At 68.4% G+C, this 20,285-nt stretch carries 19 protein-coding genes; 6 read left to right on the forward strand and 13 right to left on the reverse strand.

Going from position 1 to position 20,285, the window contains the following annotated elements:
• Nucleotides 1-42: 42 nt before the first annotated feature.
• Together OK345_RS15105 and OK345_RS15110 are read right to left on the reverse strand one after the other, a co-directional pair.
• The gene (locus OK345_RS15105) at nucleotides 43-1,419 is read right to left on the reverse strand and encodes a purple acid phosphatase family protein (protein ID WP_265128819.1); all 1,377 of its coding nucleotides are present in this window, start codon (nucleotides 1,417-1,419) and stop codon (nucleotides 43-45) included.
• On the reverse strand, nucleotides 1,416-2,552 hold the full coding sequence (locus OK345_RS15110; RefSeq protein WP_425510977.1) for an NHL repeat-containing protein: 1,137 nt from the start codon (nucleotides 2,550-2,552) through the stop codon (nucleotides 1,416-1,418). Before OK345_RS15110 ends, OK345_RS15105 begins: the two co-directional genes overlap by 4 nt.
• Before the next feature lie 182 nt (nucleotides 2,553-2,734).
• Here OK345_RS15110 and OK345_RS15115 point away from each other — a divergent pair, with 182 nt between their 5' ends.
• Both OK345_RS15115 and upp read left to right on the forward strand, forming a co-directional pair.
• A complete protein-coding gene (locus OK345_RS15115; RefSeq protein ID WP_265128821.1) occupies nucleotides 2,735-5,554 on the forward strand; it encodes a TonB-dependent receptor in 2,820 nt (939 codons plus the stop codon).
• Nucleotides 5,555-5,676: 122 nt separating this feature from the next.
• Complete coding sequence (gene upp, locus OK345_RS15120) at nucleotides 5,677-6,309, forward strand: uracil phosphoribosyltransferase (protein ID WP_265128823.1); 633 nt, start codon at nucleotides 5,677-5,679, stop codon at nucleotides 6,307-6,309.
• Nucleotides 6,310-6,474: 165 nt separating this feature from the next.
• Here the strand turns inward: upp and OK345_RS15125 are convergent, their stop codons facing one another.
• The 7 genes from OK345_RS15125 to rsmD all read right to left on the reverse strand — a co-directional run bounded on the left by OK345_RS15125 (nucleotide 6,475) and on the right by rsmD (nucleotide 12,234).
• The gene (locus tag OK345_RS15125; RefSeq protein WP_265128825.1) at nucleotides 6,475-6,939 is read right to left on the reverse strand and encodes an REP-associated tyrosine transposase; all 465 of its coding nucleotides are present in this window, start codon (nucleotides 6,937-6,939) and stop codon (nucleotides 6,475-6,477) included.
• Between the two features lie 435 nt (nucleotides 6,940-7,374).
• Nucleotides 7,375-8,265 (reverse strand): MBL fold metallo-hydrolase, encoded by an 891-nt coding sequence (locus OK345_RS15130; RefSeq protein WP_265128826.1) that lies wholly within the window; start codon nucleotides 8,263-8,265, stop codon nucleotides 7,375-7,377.
• Nucleotides 8,266-8,383: 118 nt separating this feature from the next.
• On the reverse strand, nucleotides 8,384-10,123 hold the full coding sequence (ggt, locus tag OK345_RS15135; protein ID WP_265128828.1) for a gamma-glutamyltransferase: 1,740 nt from the start codon (nucleotides 10,121-10,123) through the stop codon (nucleotides 8,384-8,386).
• Nucleotides 10,120-10,404 (reverse strand): YfhL family 4Fe-4S dicluster ferredoxin, encoded by a 285-nt coding sequence (locus OK345_RS15140; RefSeq protein WP_265128829.1) that lies wholly within the window; start codon nucleotides 10,402-10,404, stop codon nucleotides 10,120-10,122. The genes ggt and OK345_RS15140 overlap by 4 nt, the downstream gene beginning before the upstream one ends.
• Before the next feature lie 172 nt (nucleotides 10,405-10,576).
• On the reverse strand, nucleotides 10,577-11,068 hold the full coding sequence (locus OK345_RS15145) for a hypothetical protein (RefSeq protein WP_265128831.1): 492 nt from the start codon (nucleotides 11,066-11,068) through the stop codon (nucleotides 10,577-10,579).
• 42 nt (nucleotides 11,069-11,110) lie between these two features.
• Entirely contained in the window at nucleotides 11,111-11,617 is a 507-nt protein-coding gene (gene coaD / locus OK345_RS15150; protein WP_265128832.1) for a pantetheine-phosphate adenylyltransferase, read from the reverse strand.
• Complete coding sequence (gene rsmD, locus OK345_RS15155) at nucleotides 11,614-12,234, reverse strand: 16S rRNA (guanine(966)-N(2))-methyltransferase RsmD (RefSeq protein WP_265128834.1); 621 nt, start codon at nucleotides 12,232-12,234, stop codon at nucleotides 11,614-11,616. Before rsmD ends, coaD begins: the two co-directional genes overlap by 4 nt.
• Nucleotides 12,235-12,438: 204 nt before the next feature.
• On the opposite strand from rsmD, the gene htpG reads away from it, so the two are divergent.
• Complete coding sequence (gene htpG, locus OK345_RS15160) at nucleotides 12,439-14,340, forward strand: molecular chaperone HtpG (protein ID WP_265128836.1); 1,902 nt, start codon at nucleotides 12,439-12,441, stop codon at nucleotides 14,338-14,340.
• 128 nt (nucleotides 14,341-14,468) lie between these two features.
• On the opposite strand, the gene OK345_RS15165 is transcribed toward htpG, so the two are convergent.
• A complete protein-coding gene (locus tag OK345_RS15165; RefSeq protein WP_265128837.1) occupies nucleotides 14,469-14,768 on the reverse strand; it encodes a hypothetical protein in 300 nt (99 codons plus the stop codon).
• Between the two features lie 100 nt (nucleotides 14,769-14,868).
• Between OK345_RS15165 and ftsY the strand changes: the two genes are divergently transcribed.
• The 3 genes from ftsY (at nucleotide 14,869) to OK345_RS15180 (ending at nucleotide 17,585) form a co-directional block, all read left to right on the forward strand.
• Nucleotides 14,869-16,113: a signal recognition particle-docking protein FtsY gene (gene ftsY, locus OK345_RS15170; protein WP_265128838.1), complete on the forward strand. Its 1,245-nt coding sequence runs from the start codon at nucleotides 14,869-14,871 to the stop codon at nucleotides 16,111-16,113.
• A gap of 102 nt (nucleotides 16,114-16,215) precedes the next feature.
• The gene (gene mutY / locus OK345_RS15175; RefSeq protein WP_265128840.1) at nucleotides 16,216-17,274 is read left to right on the forward strand and encodes an A/G-specific adenine glycosylase; all 1,059 of its coding nucleotides are present in this window, start codon (nucleotides 16,216-16,218) and stop codon (nucleotides 17,272-17,274) included.
• Nucleotides 17,275-17,306: 32 nt separating this feature from the next.
• Nucleotides 17,307-17,585, forward strand: a complete 279-nt coding sequence (locus OK345_RS15180) for an oxidative damage protection protein (protein WP_265128841.1) — start codon at nucleotides 17,307-17,309, stop codon at nucleotides 17,583-17,585.
• A 7-nt stretch (nucleotides 17,586-17,592) separates the two neighbouring features.
• Here the strand turns inward: OK345_RS15180 and OK345_RS15185 are convergent, their stop codons facing one another.
• The 3 genes from OK345_RS15185 to OK345_RS15195 all read right to left on the reverse strand — a co-directional run bounded on the left by OK345_RS15185 (nucleotide 17,593) and on the right by OK345_RS15195 (nucleotide 20,280).
• Nucleotides 17,593-18,045: a DUF6491 family protein gene (locus tag OK345_RS15185; RefSeq protein ID WP_265128843.1), complete on the reverse strand. Its 453-nt coding sequence runs from the start codon at nucleotides 18,043-18,045 to the stop codon at nucleotides 17,593-17,595.
• A 110-nt stretch (nucleotides 18,046-18,155) separates the two neighbouring features.
• On the reverse strand, nucleotides 18,156-19,046 hold the full coding sequence (locus OK345_RS15190; RefSeq protein ID WP_265128844.1) for an ATP-binding cassette domain-containing protein: 891 nt from the start codon (nucleotides 19,044-19,046) through the stop codon (nucleotides 18,156-18,158).
• The gene (locus OK345_RS15195) at nucleotides 19,039-20,280 is read right to left on the reverse strand and encodes a lipoprotein-releasing ABC transporter permease subunit (protein ID WP_265128845.1); all 1,242 of its coding nucleotides are present in this window, start codon (nucleotides 20,278-20,280) and stop codon (nucleotides 19,039-19,041) included. The genes OK345_RS15190 and OK345_RS15195 overlap by 8 nt, the downstream gene beginning before the upstream one ends.
• Nucleotides 20,281-20,285 lie beyond the last annotated feature (5 nt).

Here is a 20,285-nt window from a genome sequence, read left to right on the forward strand (position 1 = left end):
CTCCCCTGCCGGGCGCAGTTGCCCGGCGATGATTGGTCACGGTCATTCCCAGCAGCGGTCGCTGCGTCCCTTCGGCGTGGCCGCGCGTGCGCAGTCGCGCGTGGCAATGCGCCCTTCGGTGATTTCGTGCAGTTGCTTGCCGCCATCGCTGTCGCGATGCAGCTCGAAGGCGTCGTACAGCCGGCCGGTGACGGTGCGCGCCTCGTAGCGCAGGCGCTGCGGGTCGATCCGCAGCACCTGGAACAGCTGGGTGTCCTCGCCCACCGGACGCATGCTGCGACGCGCCTCGTCGGACAGCCGGTACTGCTTCGGTCCGGCCACCGTCACCACGAACTGCGGGGCAGCGGCCTGGCCCTCGCCGCGGCGGCCGTAGGTATGGTCGTGGCCCTGCAGCACCAGATCCACCCGGTGCCTGCGCACCACCGGCAGCAGCTGCTCGACCAGTTCGACGTTGTCGCGGTCGGCGCGCGGCGAATAGAACGGCTGGTGCACCAGCACGATGCTCCACGGATGCGGGTTGCCGTCCAGCACCGCGTCCAGCCACTGCGCCTGCGCGTGCGCCGTGCCCAGGTCCAGCGCCGAGGTGCCGTCGAGCACGGCGATGCGCACGCCCTGGTAGTCGAACCAGTAACTGGTGTCCGGTGCGGCGTCGGCGCCGTTGCGCGGCAGGGCGAAGCTCACCGGCCAGTGCCGGCCCAGCACCCGCCGCTCCTGCGGGGTGTCCTCGAACTCCTCGAAGTACTCGTGGTTGCCGACCGCCGGCGCCACCGCCAGGTCCTGCAGCAGCCAGCCGCCGGCGGCGAACCACTCGCCCCATTCGCTGTCGTCGACGCCGTCGCCGCCGCTGACCAGATCGCCGGCGAACAAGGCCAGCCGCGCATCCGGCGCCGTCCGCCAGCCCTGGCGGATCACCCGCGAGACATGGCTCAGGTTCTTGTTCTGGGTATCGCCGAAGTACAGCAGGGTCAGCGGCTGGTCCGCCGCGGCCGCGGTGCGCAGCTGGTGCCAGGCGCTCCAGGTGCCGGCGCCCTGCACGCGCCAGGCGTACAGCGTGTCCGGCTGCAGCCCGTCGACGTCCACACGGTGGTGGTGCGAACGGCCGTTCTCGGTCTCCAGCGTGCGGGTCGCCGCGGCGAGCCGGCGTGGCGTCCCCAGGTCCGGCGAGTCGCCGGCCACCACGATTTCCAGCAGCGGCGCCGAGACCTGCGTATCGGTACGCCAGGCCACCGCGAAACCGTGTGCCGCGTCCTGCGCCGGCGAGGCGACGATGCGGTCCGGGAAACCGGTGGCGGCGTAGTGGCGGCTGCCGGCCGGGACCTGGGTATTGGGCTCGGCCGCGGCCGCTGCGGCCACCGCGTTGCCGGCGGTGGCCAGCGCCAGCAGCAGGGTCGCCGGGTACAACCAGCGCACCGCCGTCATTGCCCGCACTCCGCCGGCAGCGACAGTGCCGCGGCGATGTCGCGCCAGTCGAAGGCGACCACGCCCTGGTCGTCGTGCACCGCGTACAGCGCGCCCTGCGGGAAGCGCGGCGATGGCTGCCGGGCGATCCAGATGCCGTCGGTGTTGGCCACGGTCCCGCCGCTGAAGGCGCCCACATGGGCGAGCGTGCGCCGGTCGAACAGATGGAACACGCTGCGTTGCCTGCCCTGCTCGGTGGTGATCCACCAGCCGTCCTCGCCGCAGGTGCGCAGCATCACGCCCTCAGCCTGCGCCTGCAGCGCATCGCCGCCGAAGGTGGTGCCGGTGAAGCGCCCTTCCAGGGTGTAGACCTTGAACTCGTTGGCGTAGCTCTCGTCCTCCTCGGCGATCAGCAGGCGGTCGTTGGCCGGATCGCCCCAGATCGACTCGACCACCCTCAGCGCACCGGCCGGCGTGGTGTCGCCGATGCTGGCCACCAGCGTCGCCCGCGCCGCGCCATCGGATACCCGCATCCGGTAGCGGCGCACGCGCTGGTCCAGCTTCTCCAGCGGCGGCAGGATGTCGTTGCCCTGCGCGTCCTCGCCATCGTCGTAGGAATCGGTGACGTAGACGTCGTAGCCATCGGCCAGCTTGTTCACCCACAGCCCGTACGGCTTGCGCAGGTCGTCGGCCGCGAACGTGCCCAGCGGCTCGAAACCCGGCAGTTGCAGCACCTGCACCCGATGGTTGTCGCGCTCGACCACCAGCAGCAGGTCGTCGACCACCGCGATGCCGTTGGGACGGTCGAAGCGACCCGCTGCCGTCCCCGTGCCGCCGACCTCGCGCAGCAGCGTGCCGTCCTGGCCGTCGTACACCACCAGTCTGTCGGTGGCCTTGGCAGTGGCGATCAGCCACACCTGCCCGTCGGGCCCATGCCAGCTGGCAGGCGAATCGATGTTGTCGGCCGGCGTCATCGGTGTCGCGAACGCCTCGGCGACCACGGCCACGGCGCGCCCGGTCGACGCCTGGGACACGCCGCTCCGCGCCGTTGCCGGAGCCGCATCCGGAGTACGCGCCGAGCACGCCGAAAGCAGGAGGGCTACGGCAACCGGAAACAACAATGGTCTGGACGACATGTGGCGATCACTCTGCATCGGGAAGACAGGAAGCGCACAAGCCTGTCGATGTCACGTTGCAGTCACATGACAGCGCGATGCATCGGCTCACGGTCATGCGGCTTCATCTTTCTGCAACAGTTCTGACTCAAGGTCTTGCGGATGGTGAACGCGGCGCGCAGCCCGTCACCCCGATTTCTCACGCCCGCAAGAGTCTCCAGATGAACCTCAAACACTCCCTGGTCGCCACCGCGATCGCCTACGCGCTCGCGTTGTCGTACAGCCTGCCTGCGCAGGCCCAATCCCCGCAATCGAGCGTCACCGAGGAAGGAACCGCCGGCACCGTCATCGGCCGGATCAAGGAAGCCTCGCGCGGCGTCTATCTGGACGGCGCGCGGGTGACCCTGAACGGCACCCAGGTCGTCACCCAGCGCGACGGCAGCTTCCGCATCGCCAACGTGTCGCCCGGGCGCCATCGCCTGCAGGTGGACTATATCGGCTACCAGCCGCAGGAAATGGAGATCGAAGTCGGCGCCAGCCGCGGCCTGCGCGTGGAGATCACCCTGCGCAGCACCACCGTCTCCAGCGACGCGGTCGAAATCGACCGCGTCGACGTGCGCGCCACCCGCGACGCCCAGGCGATGGCATTGAACCAGCAGCGCACGTCGACCAACTACGTCAATGTCGTCTCGGCCGACCTGCTGGGCCAGTTCCCGGACAACAACATCGCCGAATCGACCCAGCGCATCGCCGGCGTGTCGATCGAGCGCGACCAGGGCGAAGGCCGCTACGTGACCGTGCGCGGCGCGCCCAAGGAATTCACCACCGTCACCATCGACGGCGTGCAGCTGGCCAATCCCGACTCGACCTCGCGCGGCGTGGAGCTGGACACCATCCCCTCGGACGTGATCGCGGCGCTGGAGGTCACCAAGGCCCTCACCCCGGACATGGACGGCGACGCCATCGCCGGCAACATCAACATCCGCACCCAGAGCGCGCTGGACCGCAGCGGCATGACCCTGCGCGCCTCGGCCGGCGCCGGCCGCTACGAACTCGGCAATGGCGACAACGAACGCTACAACGCCACCCTCGGCAACCGCTTCGGCCAGGACGGCAACATCGGCGTGCTGATCTCCGGCTCGTACAGCAAGCAGGGACGCTTCACCGACAACGTGGAAACGCTGTACGAGCGCTTCGACGACGGCCGCGTCATGCCCACCGAGGTGCAGATCAAGGACTACGAGGGCACCCGTACCCGCACCGGCGTCACCGGCCGCTTCGACTTCCGCATCGACCCGGGCAACCTGCTGTACTTCGTCGCCTCCGACTCGCGCTTCAAGGACCACGAGTTCCGCGACAACCTCATCATCGCGATGGACCAGCACACCGCGGACTCGGACCAGACCACCGGCAACGTCCGCGCCACCTTCGACAAGGAACTGCGCGAGCGCACCTACGACAAGAACATCCGCACCTTCAACCTCGGCGGCGACCACACCAGCGGCGACTGGCAGATCAACTGGCAGGCCTCCCACAGCAAGGCGACCAAGGAGACCGAGCCGCGCTCGCAGTACATCTTCCGCTCCGGCGTGCGCCCGAAGATGGACTACGACTACGGCAACCACGATTTCCCCACCTGGACCATCCTCGACCGCACCGACGCACCGGCCACCGGCGTCGACCTGCCGGAGAGCTGGTTCGCGTTCCGCCGCCTGAACGACCGCTACGAATACGGCGAGGAAAAGGAGACCGGCCTGCGCGTCGATGCCCAGCGCGCCCTGCCGCTGTTCGGCACCGAGGGCGAGATCAGGTTCGGCGCGCGTGCGCGCCTGCGCGACAAGTTCTTCGACGACGAGCGTTACCGCAACGGTTCGGCCGCGGATTTCGAAACGCTCGGCATCACCATGTCCGACATGATGTGCGACGGCGTCTCCAACAATTTCGGCTACTTCCTGGCCGGACGCCGGTTCTGCCGCGACATCTTCGACAAGTACACCGGCCCGCTCAGGGACAGCGACGACTACCAGCGGCTGATCCCCGACTCGCTCAGCGGCGACTACAGCGCCAAGGAAGACATCTACGCGACCTACGTGCGCCTGGACGCGACCTGGGACAGGCTGACGATGATCACCGGCCTGCGCTACGAGCGCACCCGTGCAGAGGGCGAGGCGATCCAGTTCAACACCGACACCGAGCAGGCACAGCTGCTGCGCGCCAGCCGCGACTATGGCGACATCCTTCCCAGCCTGCACTTCCGCTACGAAATCGATCCGGACCGGATCCTGCGCGCCTCGTACTCCACCGGCATCAACCGCCCCGACTTCATGCACACCGCGCCCTACCGCACCATCGGCGAGCTGGAGACCTCGCCGGTCAGCGAGGGCAACCCGGACGTCAAGGCGGCCTACGCCCACAACCTGGGCCTGTCCTACGAGCACTACCTGCGCCCGCTGGGCCTGCTCTCGGTGGCCGCGTTCTACAAGCGCATCGAGGATCCGTTGTTCGTCGCCAGCCACTCCGAGAGCATCGGCGACGGCCGCAGCCGCCAGGTGACCCGTCCGGAGAACGGCAAGAGCGGCCAGGTGCACGGGCTCGAACTGGCCTGGCAGCAGACCTTCGACTTCCTCCCGGCGCCGTTCGACGGCCTCGGCATCTATGGCAACTACACCTATGCCAAGTCCCGCGCCGACCTTCCGTTCGGCGAGGGCAAGACCGAGCTTCCGGGCACCTCGCGCACCAACTACAACATCGCCCTGACCTACGACAAGTACGGCCTGAACACCCGCCTGGCCTACAACTACCGCTCCAGGTTCATCCAGTCGTTCGACGTGGAATCGCCGGAACTGAACATCTACTGGGCCGACCGCGCCAGTCTGGATTTCTCCATCAACTACGCGCTGACGAAGAACTGGCGCCTGTTCGGCGAGATCAACAACATCAACGACAACCGCCAGATCCGCTTCCAGGGCCAGCGCAGCCGGGTGCTGGAAATGGAGAGCTTCGGCCGCTCCTGGCTGGCGGGCGTACGCTACGAGTTCTGAACCGCCGCGATGCATCCCGGGGCCGCCGCCATCCGGCCCCGGGGTGCAGGACCGGCAGCGACCGCCGCATCGCCCGGAAAGGCTTCGTTTAAGCTATGCGGACACCCTCCCGGCACACCCGCATGAAAATCGTCGAAGTCCGTCACCCCCTGGTCCAGCACAAGATCGGCCTGCTGCGCAACGCCACGCTGAGCACCAAGGATTTCCGCGAACTGGTCAACGAACTGGGCACGCTGCTGGCCTACGAGGCCACCGCCGACCTGGAGACCGAGGCCCATACCCAGCCCGGCTGGGCCGGACCGGTGCAGGTGCAGCGCATCGCCGGGGCCAAGATCACCGTGGTGCCGATCCTGCGCGCCGGGCTGGGCATGCTCAGCGGCGTGCTGGCGCTGATCCCGGCCGCGCGCGTCAGCGTCGTCGGCCTGCAGCGCGACGAGGAGACGCTGCAGCCGGTGCCCTACTTCGAACGCCTGACCGGGCGCCTGGAAGAGCGCGACGCGCTGATCCTGGACCCGATGCTGGCCACCGGCGGCACCCTGATCGCCACCATCGACATGCTCAAGCGCGCCGGCGCGCACCGCATCAAGGGCGTCTTCCTGGTGGCCGCGCCCGAAGGCCTGAAGGCGCTGGAAGCAGCGCATCCGGACGTGGAGGTCTACACCGCCGCGATCGACGACCGCCTCAACGACAAGGGCTACATCCTGCCCGGCCTGGGCGATGCTGGCGACCGCATCTTCGGCACCCGCATCGACTGAGCCCCACCCCCCGTAGAGCCGAGCTTGCTCGGCTGAAGACTTTCCGGAAGGCAGCGGAGCAAGCTCCGCTCTACCGCGGCAGCGGCAATCGGGTCGTGGGGGGACCCGTAGAGCCGAGCTTGCTCGGCTGCAGGCTTCCCGGAAGGCAGCGGAGCGAGCTCCGCTCTACAGGTCGGCTTCGGTGCTGATCCATGGGCAGTACCAATAGGGATGGTCAGCCAGGGCGTCGACAAGCCCACTGCGCAAGGGGTTGCAGACGATGTAGCGCGCCTGCCCGATGAGATCCTCGTCTCCGCGCAGACAGTGATCGTAGAAACCGGCCTGCCAGACCGTACCGGACGTGCCCCGAACCAGATTGACCGCACGTGCCGAGCGCGACTTGAACGCCTGCACGCATCGACTCAGATCGTCTGTTCTCAATTCGAACAGCCAGTGCACGTGATCCGGCATCACCACCCATGCCAGGTTGCGCGCCCGTCCCTCTGTCTCGATCCGCGCCAGCTCGCCGGCCACGGCACAGGCGCAACCGTGCTGCGTGAACATGGACTGCCGGTTCAACACCACCGTGGTGACTGCGTACAGCGCACCGATCCGGGAATTGCGTCCATGAAGAAGACGTGGGCTGGACATGGTCCGAACCGTACCGGCGCATGGCTTGCGCGAAAATCGGGTTCCTCCACCCCATCCTGTCGGAAACCGCCTACGTAGAGCCGAGCTTGCTCGGCTGCGGGCTTCCCGGAAGGCAGCGGAGCAAGCTCCGCTCTACGGCGGTGCCGGCGATCGGGTTGTGGGAGCACGCGTAGAGCCGAGCTTGCTCGGCTGCAGGCTTCCCGGAAGGCAGCGGAGCAAGCTCCGCTCTACGGCCGTGCCGGCAATCGGGTTGTACGGGCACACGTAGAGCCGAGCTTGCTCGGCTGCGGGCTCCCCGGAAGGCAGCGGAGCAAGCTCCGCTCTACGGCGGTGCCGGCGATCGGGTTGTGGGAGCACGCGTAGAGCCGAGCTTGCTCGGCTGCAGGCTTCCCGGAAGGCAGCGGAGCAGGCGCCGCTCCACACCGCGGATCGATTTCACGCCGCCAGCGGCCGCGCCTTCAGTTCGCCCAGCTCATGGGTGGTGCCGAACCGGCCCTTCTCGTCGCGCGTGACCTGCGCCAGCGCGCACTCCGGGTCGTGGGTGAAGAACAGGTGCACGTTGCGCGCCAGCTTGTCTTCCAGGAAACGGCGCTTCTCGTCGATCAGCAATTCGGCGTTGCGGTCGTAGCCCATGGTGATCGGCACGTGCACCCAGGAACGGCCGGGGATCAGGTCGGCGCAGAACACCACGCCGCCGCGCGCCTGGCCTTCGATACGCTCCGGGCCGACGATCTCGGCCAGCATCAGCCCCGGCGTGTGGCCATCGCTGAAGCTGAAACGCACCGACTCGCCCAGTGCCTGCGAATACTCGCCGTCCACCACTTCCAGCCTGCCGCTGGCCTCCAGCAGCCCGGGCAGTTCCGGGATGAAGCTGGCGCGGTCGCGCGGGTGCGGATGGCGGGCGCGTTCCCAGTGCTCGGCGCCGACCACGAAGGTGGCATTGGGAAACAGCAGTTCCGGCGCACGCCCTTCCGACCACGGCGCCAGCAGGCCGCCGGCATGGTCGAAATGCAGGTGGCTGAGCACCACCACGTCGATGTCCTCGTGCTCGAAGCCGGCCTCGCGCAGCGATTCGATCAGCACGTGCCGCGGCTCTTGCACGCCATAGCGTTCGCGCAGCTTCGGTTCGAAAAACGCGCCGATTCCGGTTTCGAACAGCACCGTCTTGCCGCCGAGCGGGCTGGCCAGCAGGGCGCGGCATGCCAGCTCGATCCGGTTCAGATCGTCAGCCGGCGCCCACTTCTGCCACAGTGCCTTGGGCGCGTTGCCGAACATCGCGCCGCCGTCGAGTTTTTGGGTATTGCCCCGAATCGACCATAGTTTCATATGAAAAATTCTACGTAATCCGCGTTAAATATTCGCAAGCCGGGCCGCTCTCCGCCATGCCGTTCCGTGAAACGGAAAATCCCGCCGGGCGGCGGGATTCTCACGGACGATGCGGACTTCAGCGGGGAGGCGCGAGCGCCCTTGCCTCGGCACTGCCGACCGGATTGCGCGGGTCGCTGCCGCCGCTCAGGGTATTGCTGCGCCGGTCCCATTCCACCGTCTGCAGGTTGCCCCAGACATGGCTGGAACCGCGCCCGCCCTCGGCGCTGTCGCCCGGCAGGTCGACCTTGTGCCCCATCGCCTGCAGCTGTTGCGCCACTTCCAGGCTGAACGCCCCGGATTCGGCCGAGATTACGTCCGGCAGCCACTGATGGTGGTAGCGCGGCAAGGCCGCCACCTGCTGCGCGTCCAGGCCGGCGTCATAGCCGAGGATGCCCAGCAGCACCATGGTGATGATGCGGCTACCGCCCGGGGTGCCGATCACCACCACCTTCTCGCCGTTGTCCATGAAGGTGGGCGTCATCGAGCTGAGCATGCGCTTGCCGGCCTTGGGCGCGTTGGCCTCGTAACCCATCACCCCGAACGCGTTGGGGGTGCCCGGCTTGAGCGCGAAGTCGTCCATCTCGTTGTTGAGCAGCACCCCGGTGCCGGGCGGGATCAGCCCCGAGCCGTACAGCAGGTTGACCGTCTGGGTGCCGCCGACGCGGTTGCCTTCGCTGTCGATGATCGAGAAGTGGGTGGTCTCGTCGTCCTCCAGCGGCGTCGGTTGACCCGACAGCAGGTCGCTGGGGGTGGCCTTCTGCGGATGGATGGTCGCACGCAGGCCCTGGGCGTAGTCCTTGCTGGTCAGCACCCGCTGCGGGATGTCGACGAAGTCCGGATCGCCGAGGAAGAAGGTGCGGTCGCGATAGGCACGACGCATCGCCTCGACCACCAGGTGGGTGCGCTGCGCTTCGTCCAGCGCGGCCAGGTCCCAGCCTTCGAGGATCTGCAGCATCGACGCCAGCGCGATGCCGCCGGACGATGGCGGCGGTGCGGTGGTGATCTTCCAGCCGCGATAGTCGAACACGATCGGCTCGCGGGTCTTGACCGTGTAGCCGGCCAGTTCCTCGGCGCTCCAGCGTCCGCCGGCCTGCTTTACGCCCTTGAGCAGCTTGCGCGCGGTCTCGCCGCGGTAGAAGCCGTCGAAGCCCTTGTCGGCCAGCAGTTGCAGGGTGTGCGCCAGCTCGGGCTGCTTGAACAGGTCGCCCTCGGCGATCGGCCGGCCGTTGCGCAGGTAGACCTCGCGGGTGCCGGGGTAGCGTTCCATCACCTCGCGGCGCGCGGCATAGCCGCGGGCCATGCGCGCGTAGACCGGGAAGCCTTCGCTGGCGACGCGGATCGCCGGCGCCAGCGACATCGCCAGCGGCAGCCGGCCATGCTGCTCGGCCAACTGCGCCAGCGCCGCCGGCAGGCCGGGAATGCCGGCCGACCACGGCCCGTTGACCGAACGGTCGCGGTCCAGCCCGCCGTCCTTGTCCAGGAACTGCTCCGGCGTGGCCGATTCCGGCGCGGTCTCGCGCGCGTCCAGCATCAGGTCCTTGCCGGTGCGGGCATCGTGCAGCAGGAAGAAGCCGCCGCCGCCCAGCCCGGAGCTGATCGGCTCGACCACCGCCAGCGTCGAGGACACCGCCACCGCGGCATCGAAGGCGTTGCCGCCCTTGTCCAGGATCTCCATGCCGGCCCGGGTGGCCAGCTCGTGGCCGCTGGCGATGGCGGCGCCATCGGGACGGCTGGCCAGCGGACGCTCGCCCTCGGCTGCCCAGGCCGCCGGGGCCAGCAACAGCGCCAGCAGCAGACTACGCGCAAACAGCTTCATTCGGCTGGGGACTCCGGTTCGTACAGTTCGGGGTGATCGTGCTGCAGCCGGCGCAGCTTTGCCAGCAGCGCGTCATGACTTTCGGGAATGTCGGGATCCGGGTCGATGCATTCGACCGGGCACACCACCACGCATTGCGGCTCGTCGAAATGGCCCACGCATTCGGTACAGCGCGCCGGGTCGATGACGTAGATGGTCTCGCCCATCGAGATGGCCTTGTTCGGGCAGGCCGGCTCGCAAACGTCGCAGTTGACGCACAGCTCGTTGATTTTGAGGGACATTTCCGGCCGTCATTCCCGCCAGGGCGAGAATCGCTCTTGCTGTTCGCGCCCTGTCGCCAGAATCATGGATGACAGGGCCACTGAAGATGTCCTGCCGAAAAGCGATCCCCGCCTTCGCGGGGACGACGCTTCCGCAAAGGCGTGGCCGCCGGAGCGGCCACGCGCGGAAACGTCACTTGGCTTCGACAAAGATGTAATCGGCGCCGGTCGGCTGCACGATGGTCTGCACGCGGGCGTTGTCGGCGGCCTCGCCGATGTAGACCACGCGCACGCCCTTCATGGAGTCGGCCTGCACGTCCTTGAACACGGATTCGATCATGTCGGCCATCTTCGACGAGGCCGAGGAACCGAACGCCAGCATGTTGCCCGGCTGGATGCCGCGGCCGACGGCGGCGGTGGCGCTTTCCACCTGGCGCTCGTACTTGGCCTCGAACTCCGGGTCGGTCTCCGGCGGCAGGTAGTACAGGAACGGGCTGTTGCTGATGTTGCCCATGTTCTGCACGGCCACCGCCTGCAGGTACTTGCGCCAGCCGGCATCGTCGTCCTTGGCCGGCGCGACCAGCGCCTGCTGCGCGTCGGCCACCGGGGCGGCCTCTTCCTTCTTGCATGCCGCGAATGCCAGTACCAACGATGCGACAAACATCACCCGCATGGTGTTCTTCATGGAATCTCCTCCCTCTGTAAGTTTTTCAGGAAATCGTGGTTATCAGCTGCCCGTCTTGGCTTCGCGGGCCTTGCGCAGCGCTTCCAGCACCGTTGCCGGCACGAAGCCGGACACGTCGCCGCCCAGCCGCGCGATCTCGCGCACCAGCGACGACGAGATGAAGCTGTGCTGTTCGGCCGGGGTCAGGAACAGGGTCTCGACCTCCGGGATCAGGTGGCGGTTCATGCTCGCCATCTGGAATTCGTACTCGAAGTCGGACACCGCGCGCAGGCCGCGCAGCAGCACCCCGCCCTGCACCGAGCGCACGAAATGCGCCAGCAGCGTGTCGAACCCCACCACCTCGACGTTGTCGTGCCGCGCCAGCGCTTCGCGCGCCAGCGATACCCGCAGTTCCAGCGGCAGCGTCGGCCCCTTGGAGGGGCTCTGCGCCACGCCCACCACGATCTTCTCGAACAGCGGCGCGGCCCGGTTCACCAGGTCGATGTGACCGTTGGTGATGGGGTCGAACGTGCCTGGGTAGACGGCAATGCGGCGATTGGCCGAGGTCATGCGTGGGTTACCGCGTGATGGTCGCCGCAAAGTGTAGCAGCGGCGCGGCGATACAGGGCATAGCGCACGTCGCGGGTGGCGCCCTCGCGGTGCAGCGACCATTCGCCCGGCGGCACCGGCGCGTGCCCGGCCGGCGCCTCCACGTACAGCCAGGCATCGGCGGCCAGGTGCCGCGGCAGGCGCTCGAACACCTGCGGCCAGAGGCCGGCGGCGAACGGCGGATCGACGAAGGCGATGTCGGCCGCGGCCGCGGGCGCGGTTTCCAGCCAGCGCAGCGCGTCGTCGGCCAGTACCTGCACCTGCGCGCCGGCGCCGAGCCGCTCCACCAGCTGCCGCAGGTTGCCCGCCAACGCCGGGTCGCGCTCCACCAGGCAGGCGTTGGCGGCGCCGCGCGAGACCGCCTCCAACCCCAGCGCGCCGCTGCCGGCGAACAGGTCCAGCACCCGCGCGCCCGGCAGCTTGGGCATCAGCCAGTTGAACAGGGTCTCGCGCACGCGGTCGCTGGTCGGACGCAACCCGGGCAGATCGGGCACCGGCAAGCGGGTATTGCGCCAGCGGCCGCCGACGATGCGTACCTGGCCGGCGCCGCCGCCAGCGCCGCGCGGGCCGCGGCTCATGCCGGCACCGCCGGACGGCAGGAACGGGAATGGCGGGAAATCGGCGGCATCGGCTGCCTGCGGACTCGCATGGAATGGGCGCGGAATGATAGACCAGGCCACGCCCGGCGCGCCGGACGGCTTGAAATTCCGGCATTCACCCCTACCCCGTTGCCCAGTGCCGCGATTTCCTGCGGCCCGACCGCCACGGAGCAAGACAGACCGATGAATGCAGAAACCCGCAAAGAGACGCTGGGCTTCCAGACCGAGGTGAAGCAGCTGCTGCACCTGATGATCCATTCGCTGTACTCGAACAAGGAAATCTTCCTGCGCGAGCTGGTGTCCAATGCCGCCGATGCCGCCGACAAGCTGCGCTTCGAGGCGCTGACCCGGCCGGAACTGCTGGAAGGCGGCGGCGAACTGCGCATCCGCATCGAGGCCGACCCGGCCGCGCGCACCCTGACCATCGACGACAACGGCATCGGCATGAGCCGCGACGAAGCGGTGACCCACCTGGGCACCATCGCCAAGTCCGGCACCGGCGAATTCCTCAAGGCGCTGTCCGGCGACCAGAAGAAGGACGCCAACCTGATCGGCCAGTTCGGCGTGGGCTTCTACAGCGCCTTCATCGTCGCCGACCAGGTGGACGTGTACAGCCGCCGCGCCGGGCTGCCGGCCAGCGAGGGCGTGCACTGGTCCAGCAGGGGCGAAGGCGAGTTCGAGGTCGCCACCATCGACAAACCCGGGCGCGGCACCCGCATCGTGCTGTACCTGAAGGACGGCGAGGAAGGCTTCACCGACGGCTGGAAGCTGCGCAGCCTGGTCAAGAAGTACTCCGACCACATCGGCCTGCCGATCGAACTGGTCAAGCAGCACCACGGCGAGGACGACAAGCCGGCCGAGCCGGAGTGGGAAACCGTCAACCGCGCCAACGCGCTGTGGACCCGGCCCAAGTCCGAAATCACGGACGAGGAATACAGGGAGTTCTACAAGCACATCGCCCACGACCACCAGGACCCGCTGGCGTGGAGCCACAACCGGGTCGAGGGCAAGCTGGAGTACACCTCGCTGCTGTACGTGCCCGGCCGCGCCCCGTTCGACCTGTACCACCGCGACGCGCCCAAGGGCCTGAAGCTGTACGTGCAGCGCGTCTTCATCATGGACCAGGCCGAGCAGTTCCTGCCGCTGTACCTGCGCTTCGTCAAGGGCGTGGTCGATTCCAACGACCTGCCGCTGAACGTCTCGCGCGAGATCCTGCAGTCCGGCCCGGTGATCGACTCGATGAAGTCGGCGCTGACCAAGCGCTCGCTGGACATGCTGGAGAAGCTGGCCAAGGACAAGCCCGCGGAATACGCCGGCTTCTGGAACAACTTCGGCCAGGTGCTGAAGGAAGGCCCGGCCGAGGACTTCGGCAACCGCGAGAAGGTCGCCGGGCTGCTGCGCTTCGCTTCCACCCATGACGCCAGCGGCGAGCAGAGCGTGGCGCTGGCCGACTACCTCGGCCGCATGGTCGAAGGCCAGGACAAGATCTACTACCTGACCGGCGAGAGCCACACCCAGGTCAAGGACAGCCCGCACCTGGAGGTGTTCCGCAAGAAGGGCATCGAGGTGCTGCTGCTCACCGACCGCATCGACGAGTGGCTGATGGGCTACCTGACCGAGTTCGACGGCAAGTCGTTCGTCGACATCGCCCGCGGCGACCTGGACCTGGGCAAGCTGGAGTCGGAAGAGGACAGGAAGGCGCAGGAAGAGGCCGCCAAGGCCAAGCAGGAGCTGGTCTCGCGCATCAAGGACGCGCTCGGCGACGACGTGGCCGAGGTGCGGGTGTCGCACCGGCTGACCGACTCGCCGGCCATCCTCGCCATCGGCGAGCAGGACCTGGGCCTGCAGATGCGGCAGATACTGGAAGCCAGCGGCCAGAAGGTGCCGGAAAGCAAGCCGGTGTTCGAGTTCAATCCGGCCCATCCGCTGATCGCCAAGCTCGACGGCGAAACCGACGAGGCCCGCTTCGGCGACCTCAGCCGGGTGCTGTTCGACCAGGCCGCGCTGGCCGCCGGCGACAGCCTGAAGGACCCGGCCGCCTACGTGCGCCGGCTCAACAAGCTGCTGCTGGAGCTGTCGGCCTGATGCTCAAGGCTCCTCTCCCCGATCGGAGAGGAGCTTTTCCGTTCCGTGGGAGCGACGTGAGTCGCGACAGGGCTTCACCGGGAAAGCCACCGGTCGCGACTCACGTCGCTCCTACAAAGGATGGGTGGTCAGGCAAACGCATCGAAAAGGCTGCCCAGCATCTCGTTGCCCCGCCGGATCACCACGGCATTGGCGGCGAAGGCTACTTCATAAGTCTTGGCCGCCATCCGTTCGGCCGCCATGTCCGGCGCCTTCTCCGCCGTATCTACCCGTGCAGTGGCGCCGCCGCCGGGCGTGGCCTGGACGGTGAGCACCTGCCGCGGCGCCACGGGCCGCACCGGTTGCACGGCAATGTTGTGTGCCGCCACCCGCATGCCCATCGCGGCCACGCGCATGCCGGAAGCGGCAATCGGGAAAATCGCGTTCATGCCATGACATCGGCTGCCGACGCGCCGACTTTAACCCGCTGCGACCGGCCGAAGATGGCGCCGGTGGTAGCATGTCCACCTGCCCCAGTGCCCTTTGCCAATGCTCAGTTTTTTCCGCCGCAAGAAGCCCCAGGACGCCCCCGAGGCCGCCAAGACCCAGCACTACAGCGCCGAGGAACTGGCCGCGGCCTTCCCGCAGCCGGCGTCCGCGGATGCTGCGGCCGAACCCGGGGTGGATGCTCCGGTCGTCCCGGCCGAGACGCCGCTGTCCGGCGATGTGGCGCTCCCGGAACCGGCCGCTCCGGCCCAGGAGGCGGAGGAACTTCCTGCCCCCGTACCTGAAACCGTGCCCGCCACGCCGCAGGCGGCAGCCGACGATGCGCTGATTCCCGCCACCGCCGCGCCCGCGGCTCCGGCCGGCAAGGTCGGCTGGCGCGAGCGCCTGCGCAACAGCGGCTTCGCGCGCAGCTTCGGCGGCCTGTTCTCGCGCAATCCCAAGCTCGACGACGACCTGCTCGACGAGATCGAGACCGCGCTGATCACCGCCGACGTCGGCATGCCGGCCACCACCGCACTGGTGGAGGACCTGCGCAAGCGCATGAAGGCGCGCGAGTTCGCCGACGCCAACGCGCTGCTGGCCGCCCTGCGCGCCGACCTGGTCGCGATGCTGCAGCCGGTGGAGCAACCGCTGGTGATCGACCGCGATGCCAGGCCGTTCGTGGTGCTGACCGTCGGCGTCAACGGCGTCGGCAAGACCACCACCATCGGCAAGCTGGCCAAGCGCTTCAAGGACCAGGGCCACAGCCTGATGCTGGCCGCCGGCGACACCTTCCGCGCCGCCGCGGTGGCGCAGCTGCAGATCTGGGGCGAACGCAACGGCGTGACCGTGGTCGCACAGGGCCAGAACGCCGACGCCGCCTCGGTCGCCTTCGACGCCCTGCAGGCCGGCAAGGCCCGCGGCACCGAGGTGCTGATCGCCGACACCGCCGGCCGCCTGCACACCCAGACCGGATTGATGAACGAGCTGGGCAAGATCCGCCGCGTGCTCGGCAAGATCGATGAGACCGCGCCGCACGAGGTGCTGATGGTGATCGACGGCACCACCGGCCAGAACGCGCTGTCGCAGCTGCGCCAGTTCCATGCCGCGGTCGGCGTCACCGGGCTGGTGGTGACCAAGCTCGACGGCACCGCCAAGGGCGGCGTGGTGTTCGCGCTGGCGCGCGAGTTCGGCATCCCGATCCGCTTCGCCGGCATCGGCGAACGCCCGGAGGACCTGCGCGTGTTCGACGCCGAGGCCTTCGTCGACGCGCTGCTGCCGCAGGCCTTGGGCAGCGCGCAAGCCTGAGCCCCCTGTAGGAGCGACGTCAGTCGCGACGGGGCTTTACCGGAAAGTCCCGGTCGCGACTGACGTCGCCCCCACGGTCGCTGCCACCATCCGATGCCCGCCATGAGCCAGCCTCCCGACACCTTCGCCGAATGCCTGCTGGCATGGTTCGACGCGCATGGCCGCCACGACCTGCCCTGGCAGCACCCGCGCACGCCGTACCGGGTGTGGCTGTCGGAGATCATGCTGCAGCAGACCCAGGTGGCCACGGTCGTCCCGTATTTCCAGCGCTTCCTGCAGGCGTTCCCGACCCTGCCGGACCTGGCGGTGGCCGACAACGACGCGGTGATGGCGCAGTGGGCCGGGCTGGGCTACTACGCCCGCGCCCGCAACCTGCAGGCCGCCGCCAGGCGCTGCGTGGAGCTGCACGAGGGCGATCTTCCGCGCGACTTCGAGGCGCTGCACGCGCTGCCCGGGATCGGCCGCAGCACCGCCGGCGCGATCCTGGCCCAGGCCTGGAACGACCGCTTTGCGATCCTGGACGGCAACGTCAAGCGGGTGCTGGCCCGCTACCACGGCATTGCCGGCCATCCCGGCACGCCGGCGGTGGAAAAACGGCTGTGGGGCATCGCCGACGAGCACCTGCGGCATGTCCCGGAAGGCCGCCTGGCCGACTACACCCAGGCACAGATGGACTTCGGCGCCACCCTGTGCACCCGCGCCAGGCCGGCGTGCGTGCTGTGCCCGCTGCAGGCCGGCTGCGTCGCCCTGCGCGACGGCCTGGTCGATTCGTTGCCGACGCCCAGGCCCGGCAAGACCCTGCCCGAACGCGAAGCCGTGGCCCTGCTGCTGGAAAACGAACGCGGCGAGATCCTGCTCAACCGGCGCCCGCCCACGGGCATCTGGGCCTCGCTGTGGACGCTGCCGCAGGCCGATACCGACGCCGCGATGCAGGAATGGTTCGAGCGCGAGATCCACGGCCACTACGACCGCGCCGAGCAACTGCCGCCCATCGTCCACACCTTCAGCCACTACCGGCTGCACCTGCAGCCGCTGCGCCTGCGCAAGGTCGCCCTGCGCGACGCGGTGCGCGACAATGACGCGCTGCGCTGGGTATCGCGCCCGACGCTGGCCTCGCTGGGCCTGCCTGCGCCCATCCGCAAGCTGCTCGACGGCCTCTGAGCCGCGCCATCCCCGTCTTCCAGGAATCCCGCATGTCCCGCACCGTCTTCTGCCAGTACGAACAACGCGAAACCGAAGGCCTGGATTTCGCGCCCTACCCCGGCGAACTCGGCCAGCGCATCTTCGCCGGCGTCGGCAAGCAGGCCTGGAGCGCGTGGCTGGCGCACCAGACCATGCTGATCAACGAGAACCGGCTGTCGCCGCGCGATCCGAAGCACCGCGCCTTCCTGGAAGAGGAACTGCGCAAGTTCCTGTTCGCCGGCGGCGCCGACAAACCGGCCGGCTACGTCGCCCCCGACGCGCAGGACTGAACCGGCGCTATTCCTGCGACGCCGCCTCGCGCTCCTGCACGCGCGCTTCGCGCAGTTCGCGCTCGGACGCCTTCAATGCCTTCACGTCGAGCGGACGGATGCTCTGGATCCGGCACGGAACGCGCATGCCCATGCTGCCTCCGGAGACGATGACGCTGTCGAACCGCGCCGAGACGGTGCCCATGTGGTTGGTCACGCCGATCGTCGGCGCGTAGGCCAGGTCCATGCATGGCCCACCGAGTTCGAGCAGCCAGGCCTCGGCAGGGCGGGTCCAGACCGCCAGCGCGCTGTCGCCCAGTTCGGTCCAGCCGTTGAGCTGGCCGAAATAGCGGAAATCACGCACCGGCTCGCCGGCGTGGGCGCGGTACAGCGCGAGCTTGTCGCTGCTGGAGAGGCGGTCGGCGGTGGCGCAGGAAGCCAGCGACAGGCAAAGTGCCGCGGCAAGCAACATGGTCTTCATGGCAGGCTCCACGGGGAAACAGGCCGCCATGATGCTCCGCTTCGCGCCAGGCCGGCACATGGCCGGCCTGCACCCGTTCAGTCGCTGTGCGGGCGCGGGAACGCCGGCCTTCAGACTTCGGCGTTGGCCAGTTCGTGCAGGCGCCCTTCGCGCAGCTCCAGCACCCGGTCCAGCTTGCGCGCCAGGCCGCGGTCGTGGGTCACCAGCACCAGGCTGGTGCGCTGGGCGCGATTGAGCTCGAGCATCAGCTCGAACACGGTCGCCGCGGTCTTGTCGTCGAGGTTGCCGGTGGGTTCGTCGCCCAGCACGCAGGCCGGCTGATTGACCAGCGCCCGCGCCACCGCCGCGCGCTGGCGTTCGCCACCGGACAACTCGCCCGGCTTGTGGTCGAGGCGATGCCCCAGCCCCACGGATTCAAGGATCGTGGTCGCCTGCTGGCGAGCGGCGGCAACCACCTTTCGCCCGGTCCAGTACGACATGGCCGCGACACCCAGCAGCGCAGCCACGAGCATGCCCAGGGTCAGCCACAGGAAGATCCAGTGGCCCAGGCCCGCCGACGCGATCGCGGCCAGGGAAATCGACGTTGCCGCAACAACGCCCATCCTCCGGCCAGGCATGTGGGTTCCTCCAGTGTCATCGCGCAGCAACAGCGGCATCATCACGTTCTCCAGCGCGGTGAACTCGGGCAGCAGGTGGTGGAACTGGTAGACGAAGCCGAGCGCGCGGTTGCGCAAACGGCCGCGCGCGGCGTCGGACAATTCGGACATCTTCTGCCCGGCCACGTAGACCTCGCCGGCGGTGGGCGTGTCCAGCCCGCCCAGCAGGTGCAGCAGGGTCGACTTGCCGGCGCCGGAAGCGCCGACGATGGCCACCGTCTCGCCGGCGGACACCGCCAGTTCCAGACCGTCGAACACCGGCGTGCGCATCCTTCCTTCGGCATAGGTCTTGGCCAGCCCTTCGGCGCGGATCACGGCATCCATCTGCAGGTCGTTCTCATTCATAGCGCAGCGCCTCCGCCGGCTGGGTACGGGCGGCGCGCCAGGCCGGGTACAGCGTGGCCAGGAAGCTCATCACCAGCGCCACCACCACCGTGCCCACGACGTCGGGCGTCTGCATGTCGGTCGGCAGGCCGGTGATGTAGTAGACGTCCTCCGGCAGCAACTTGACGTTGAAGGCCGACTCGATCAGGCCCAGGATCCGCTCCAGGTTCAACGTCAGGGTGATGCCGCCGATCAGTCCCAGCAGGGTGCCGATCACGCCGATCAGGGTGCCCTGCACCATGAACACCTGCATCACCCCGCCCGGGGTCAGGCCCAGGGTGCGCAGGATGGCGATGTCGGCCTGCTTGTCGGTCACCAGCATCACCTGCGAGTTCACCAGGGTGAAGGCGCCCATCATGATGATCAGCGACAGCAGGATGCCCATCACCGTCTTTTCCATCTTCAGCGAGTGGTAGAGGTTGGCGTTCTGCCGGGTCCAGTCGCTGACGCGGTAGAAGCCGTTGAGGTTGATCGCCAGGTCGCGCGCCACGGTGTAGGCCTGGTCCATGTCGTGCAGCTTCAGGCGCACGCCGGTGGCGCCCTCGATGCGCAGCACGCGCTCCATGTCCTGCAGGTTGGCGAACGCCACGCCACGGTCGATCTCGTTGTAGCCGGCCTCGAAGATGCCGCTGACATTGAACCGCTTGAGCCGCGGCATTGCCCCCATCGGAGTGCCCTGCACTTCAGCCAATGTCACCACCACCGTGTCGCCCACGTCCACGCCCAGCCAGATGGCCAGTTCCTGCCCGAGCAGGATGTTGTAGGAACCCGGGGTGAGGCTGTCGAGCGAGCCCTTCTTCATCTTCTCGCCGATCACCGACACCGCCGGCTCCAGCGCCGGCTCGATGCCCTGCACGATCGCGCCCTGCACCCGCGGGCCGCTGAGCATGCCCTGGATCTCGATGTAGGGTGCCGCGCCGGCCACGCGCGGGTCGCGCATCGCCACGTCCACCGCACGCTGCCAGTCGGCCATCGGCGCGTCGTCGCTGGTCACCGTGGCATGGGCCGACATCTGCAGCAGGCGGTCGCGGATCTCCTTCTGGAAACCGCTCATCACCGCCAGCGTGGTGATCAGTACCGTCACCCCGAGCGCGATGCCGAGGATCGAGGCCATCGAGATGAAGGAGATGAAGCCGTTGCGGCGCTTGGCGCGCAGGTAGCGCAGTCCGATTGCGACAGGAATGGGTTTGAACATGCGCT

Origin of the sequence: Xanthomonas chitinilytica, assembly GCF_026107455.2 — a bacterium.
Taxonomy (GTDB): Bacteria; Pseudomonadota; Gammaproteobacteria; order Xanthomonadales; family Xanthomonadaceae; genus Stenotrophomonas; species Stenotrophomonas chitinilytica.

Bases quoted from the DNA above. Each gene is read 5' to 3' on its own strand.
- OK345_RS15125 (WP_265128825.1), bottom strand. From the start codon at position 6,939: ATGTCCAGCCCACGTCTTCTTCATGGACGCAATTCCCGGATCGGTGCG.
- OK345_RS15115 (WP_265128821.1), top strand. From the start codon at position 2,735: ATGAACCTCAAACACTCCCTGGTCGCCACCGCGATCGCCTACGCGCTC.
- OK345_RS15190 (WP_265128844.1), bottom strand. From the start codon at position 19,046: ATGAATGAGAACGACCTGCAGATGGATGCCGTGATCCGCGCCGAAGGG.
- OK345_RS15195 (WP_265128845.1), bottom strand. From the start codon at position 20,280: ATGTTCAAACCCATTCCTGTCGCAATCGGACTGCGCTACCTGCGCGCC.
- rsmD (WP_265128834.1), bottom strand. From the start codon at position 12,234: ATGAGCCGCGGCCCGCGCGGCGCTGGCGGCGGCGCCGGCCAGGTACGC.
- OK345_RS15130 (WP_265128826.1), bottom strand. From the start codon at position 8,265: ATGAAACTATGGTCGATTCGGGGCAATACCCAAAAACTCGACGGCGGC.
- OK345_RS15140 (WP_265128829.1), bottom strand. From the start codon at position 10,404: ATGTCCCTCAAAATCAACGAGCTGTGCGTCAACTGCGACGTTTGCGAG.
- ggt (WP_265128828.1), bottom strand. From the start codon at position 10,123: ATGAAGCTGTTTGCGCGTAGTCTGCTGCTGGCGCTGTTGCTGGCCCCG.
- mutY (WP_265128840.1), top strand. From the start codon at position 16,216: ATGAGCCAGCCTCCCGACACCTTCGCCGAATGCCTGCTGGCATGGTTC.
- coaD (WP_265128832.1), bottom strand. From the start codon at position 11,617: ATGACCTCGGCCAATCGCCGCATTGCCGTCTACCCAGGCACGTTCGAC.
- ftsY (WP_265128838.1), top strand. From the start codon at position 14,869: ATGCTCAGTTTTTTCCGCCGCAAGAAGCCCCAGGACGCCCCCGAGGCC.
- OK345_RS15165 (WP_265128837.1), bottom strand. From the start codon at position 14,768: ATGAACGCGATTTTCCCGATTGCCGCTTCCGGCATGCGCGTGGCCGCG.
- OK345_RS15180 (WP_265128841.1), top strand. From the start codon at position 17,307: ATGTCCCGCACCGTCTTCTGCCAGTACGAACAACGCGAAACCGAAGGC.
- OK345_RS15105 (WP_265128819.1), bottom strand. From the start codon at position 1,419: ATGACGGCGGTGCGCTGGTTGTACCCGGCGACCCTGCTGCTGGCGCTG.
- upp (WP_265128823.1), top strand. From the start codon at position 5,677: ATGAAAATCGTCGAAGTCCGTCACCCCCTGGTCCAGCACAAGATCGGC.
- htpG (WP_265128836.1), top strand. From the start codon at position 12,439: ATGAATGCAGAAACCCGCAAAGAGACGCTGGGCTTCCAGACCGAGGTG.
- OK345_RS15110 (WP_425510977.1), bottom strand. From the start codon at position 2,552: ATGCAGAGTGATCGCCACATGTCGTCCAGACCATTGTTGTTTCCGGTT.
- OK345_RS15145 (WP_265128831.1), bottom strand. From the start codon at position 11,068: ATGAAGAACACCATGCGGGTGATGTTTGTCGCATCGTTGGTACTGGCA.
- OK345_RS15185 (WP_265128843.1), bottom strand. From the start codon at position 18,045: ATGAAGACCATGTTGCTTGCCGCGGCACTTTGCCTGTCGCTGGCTTCC.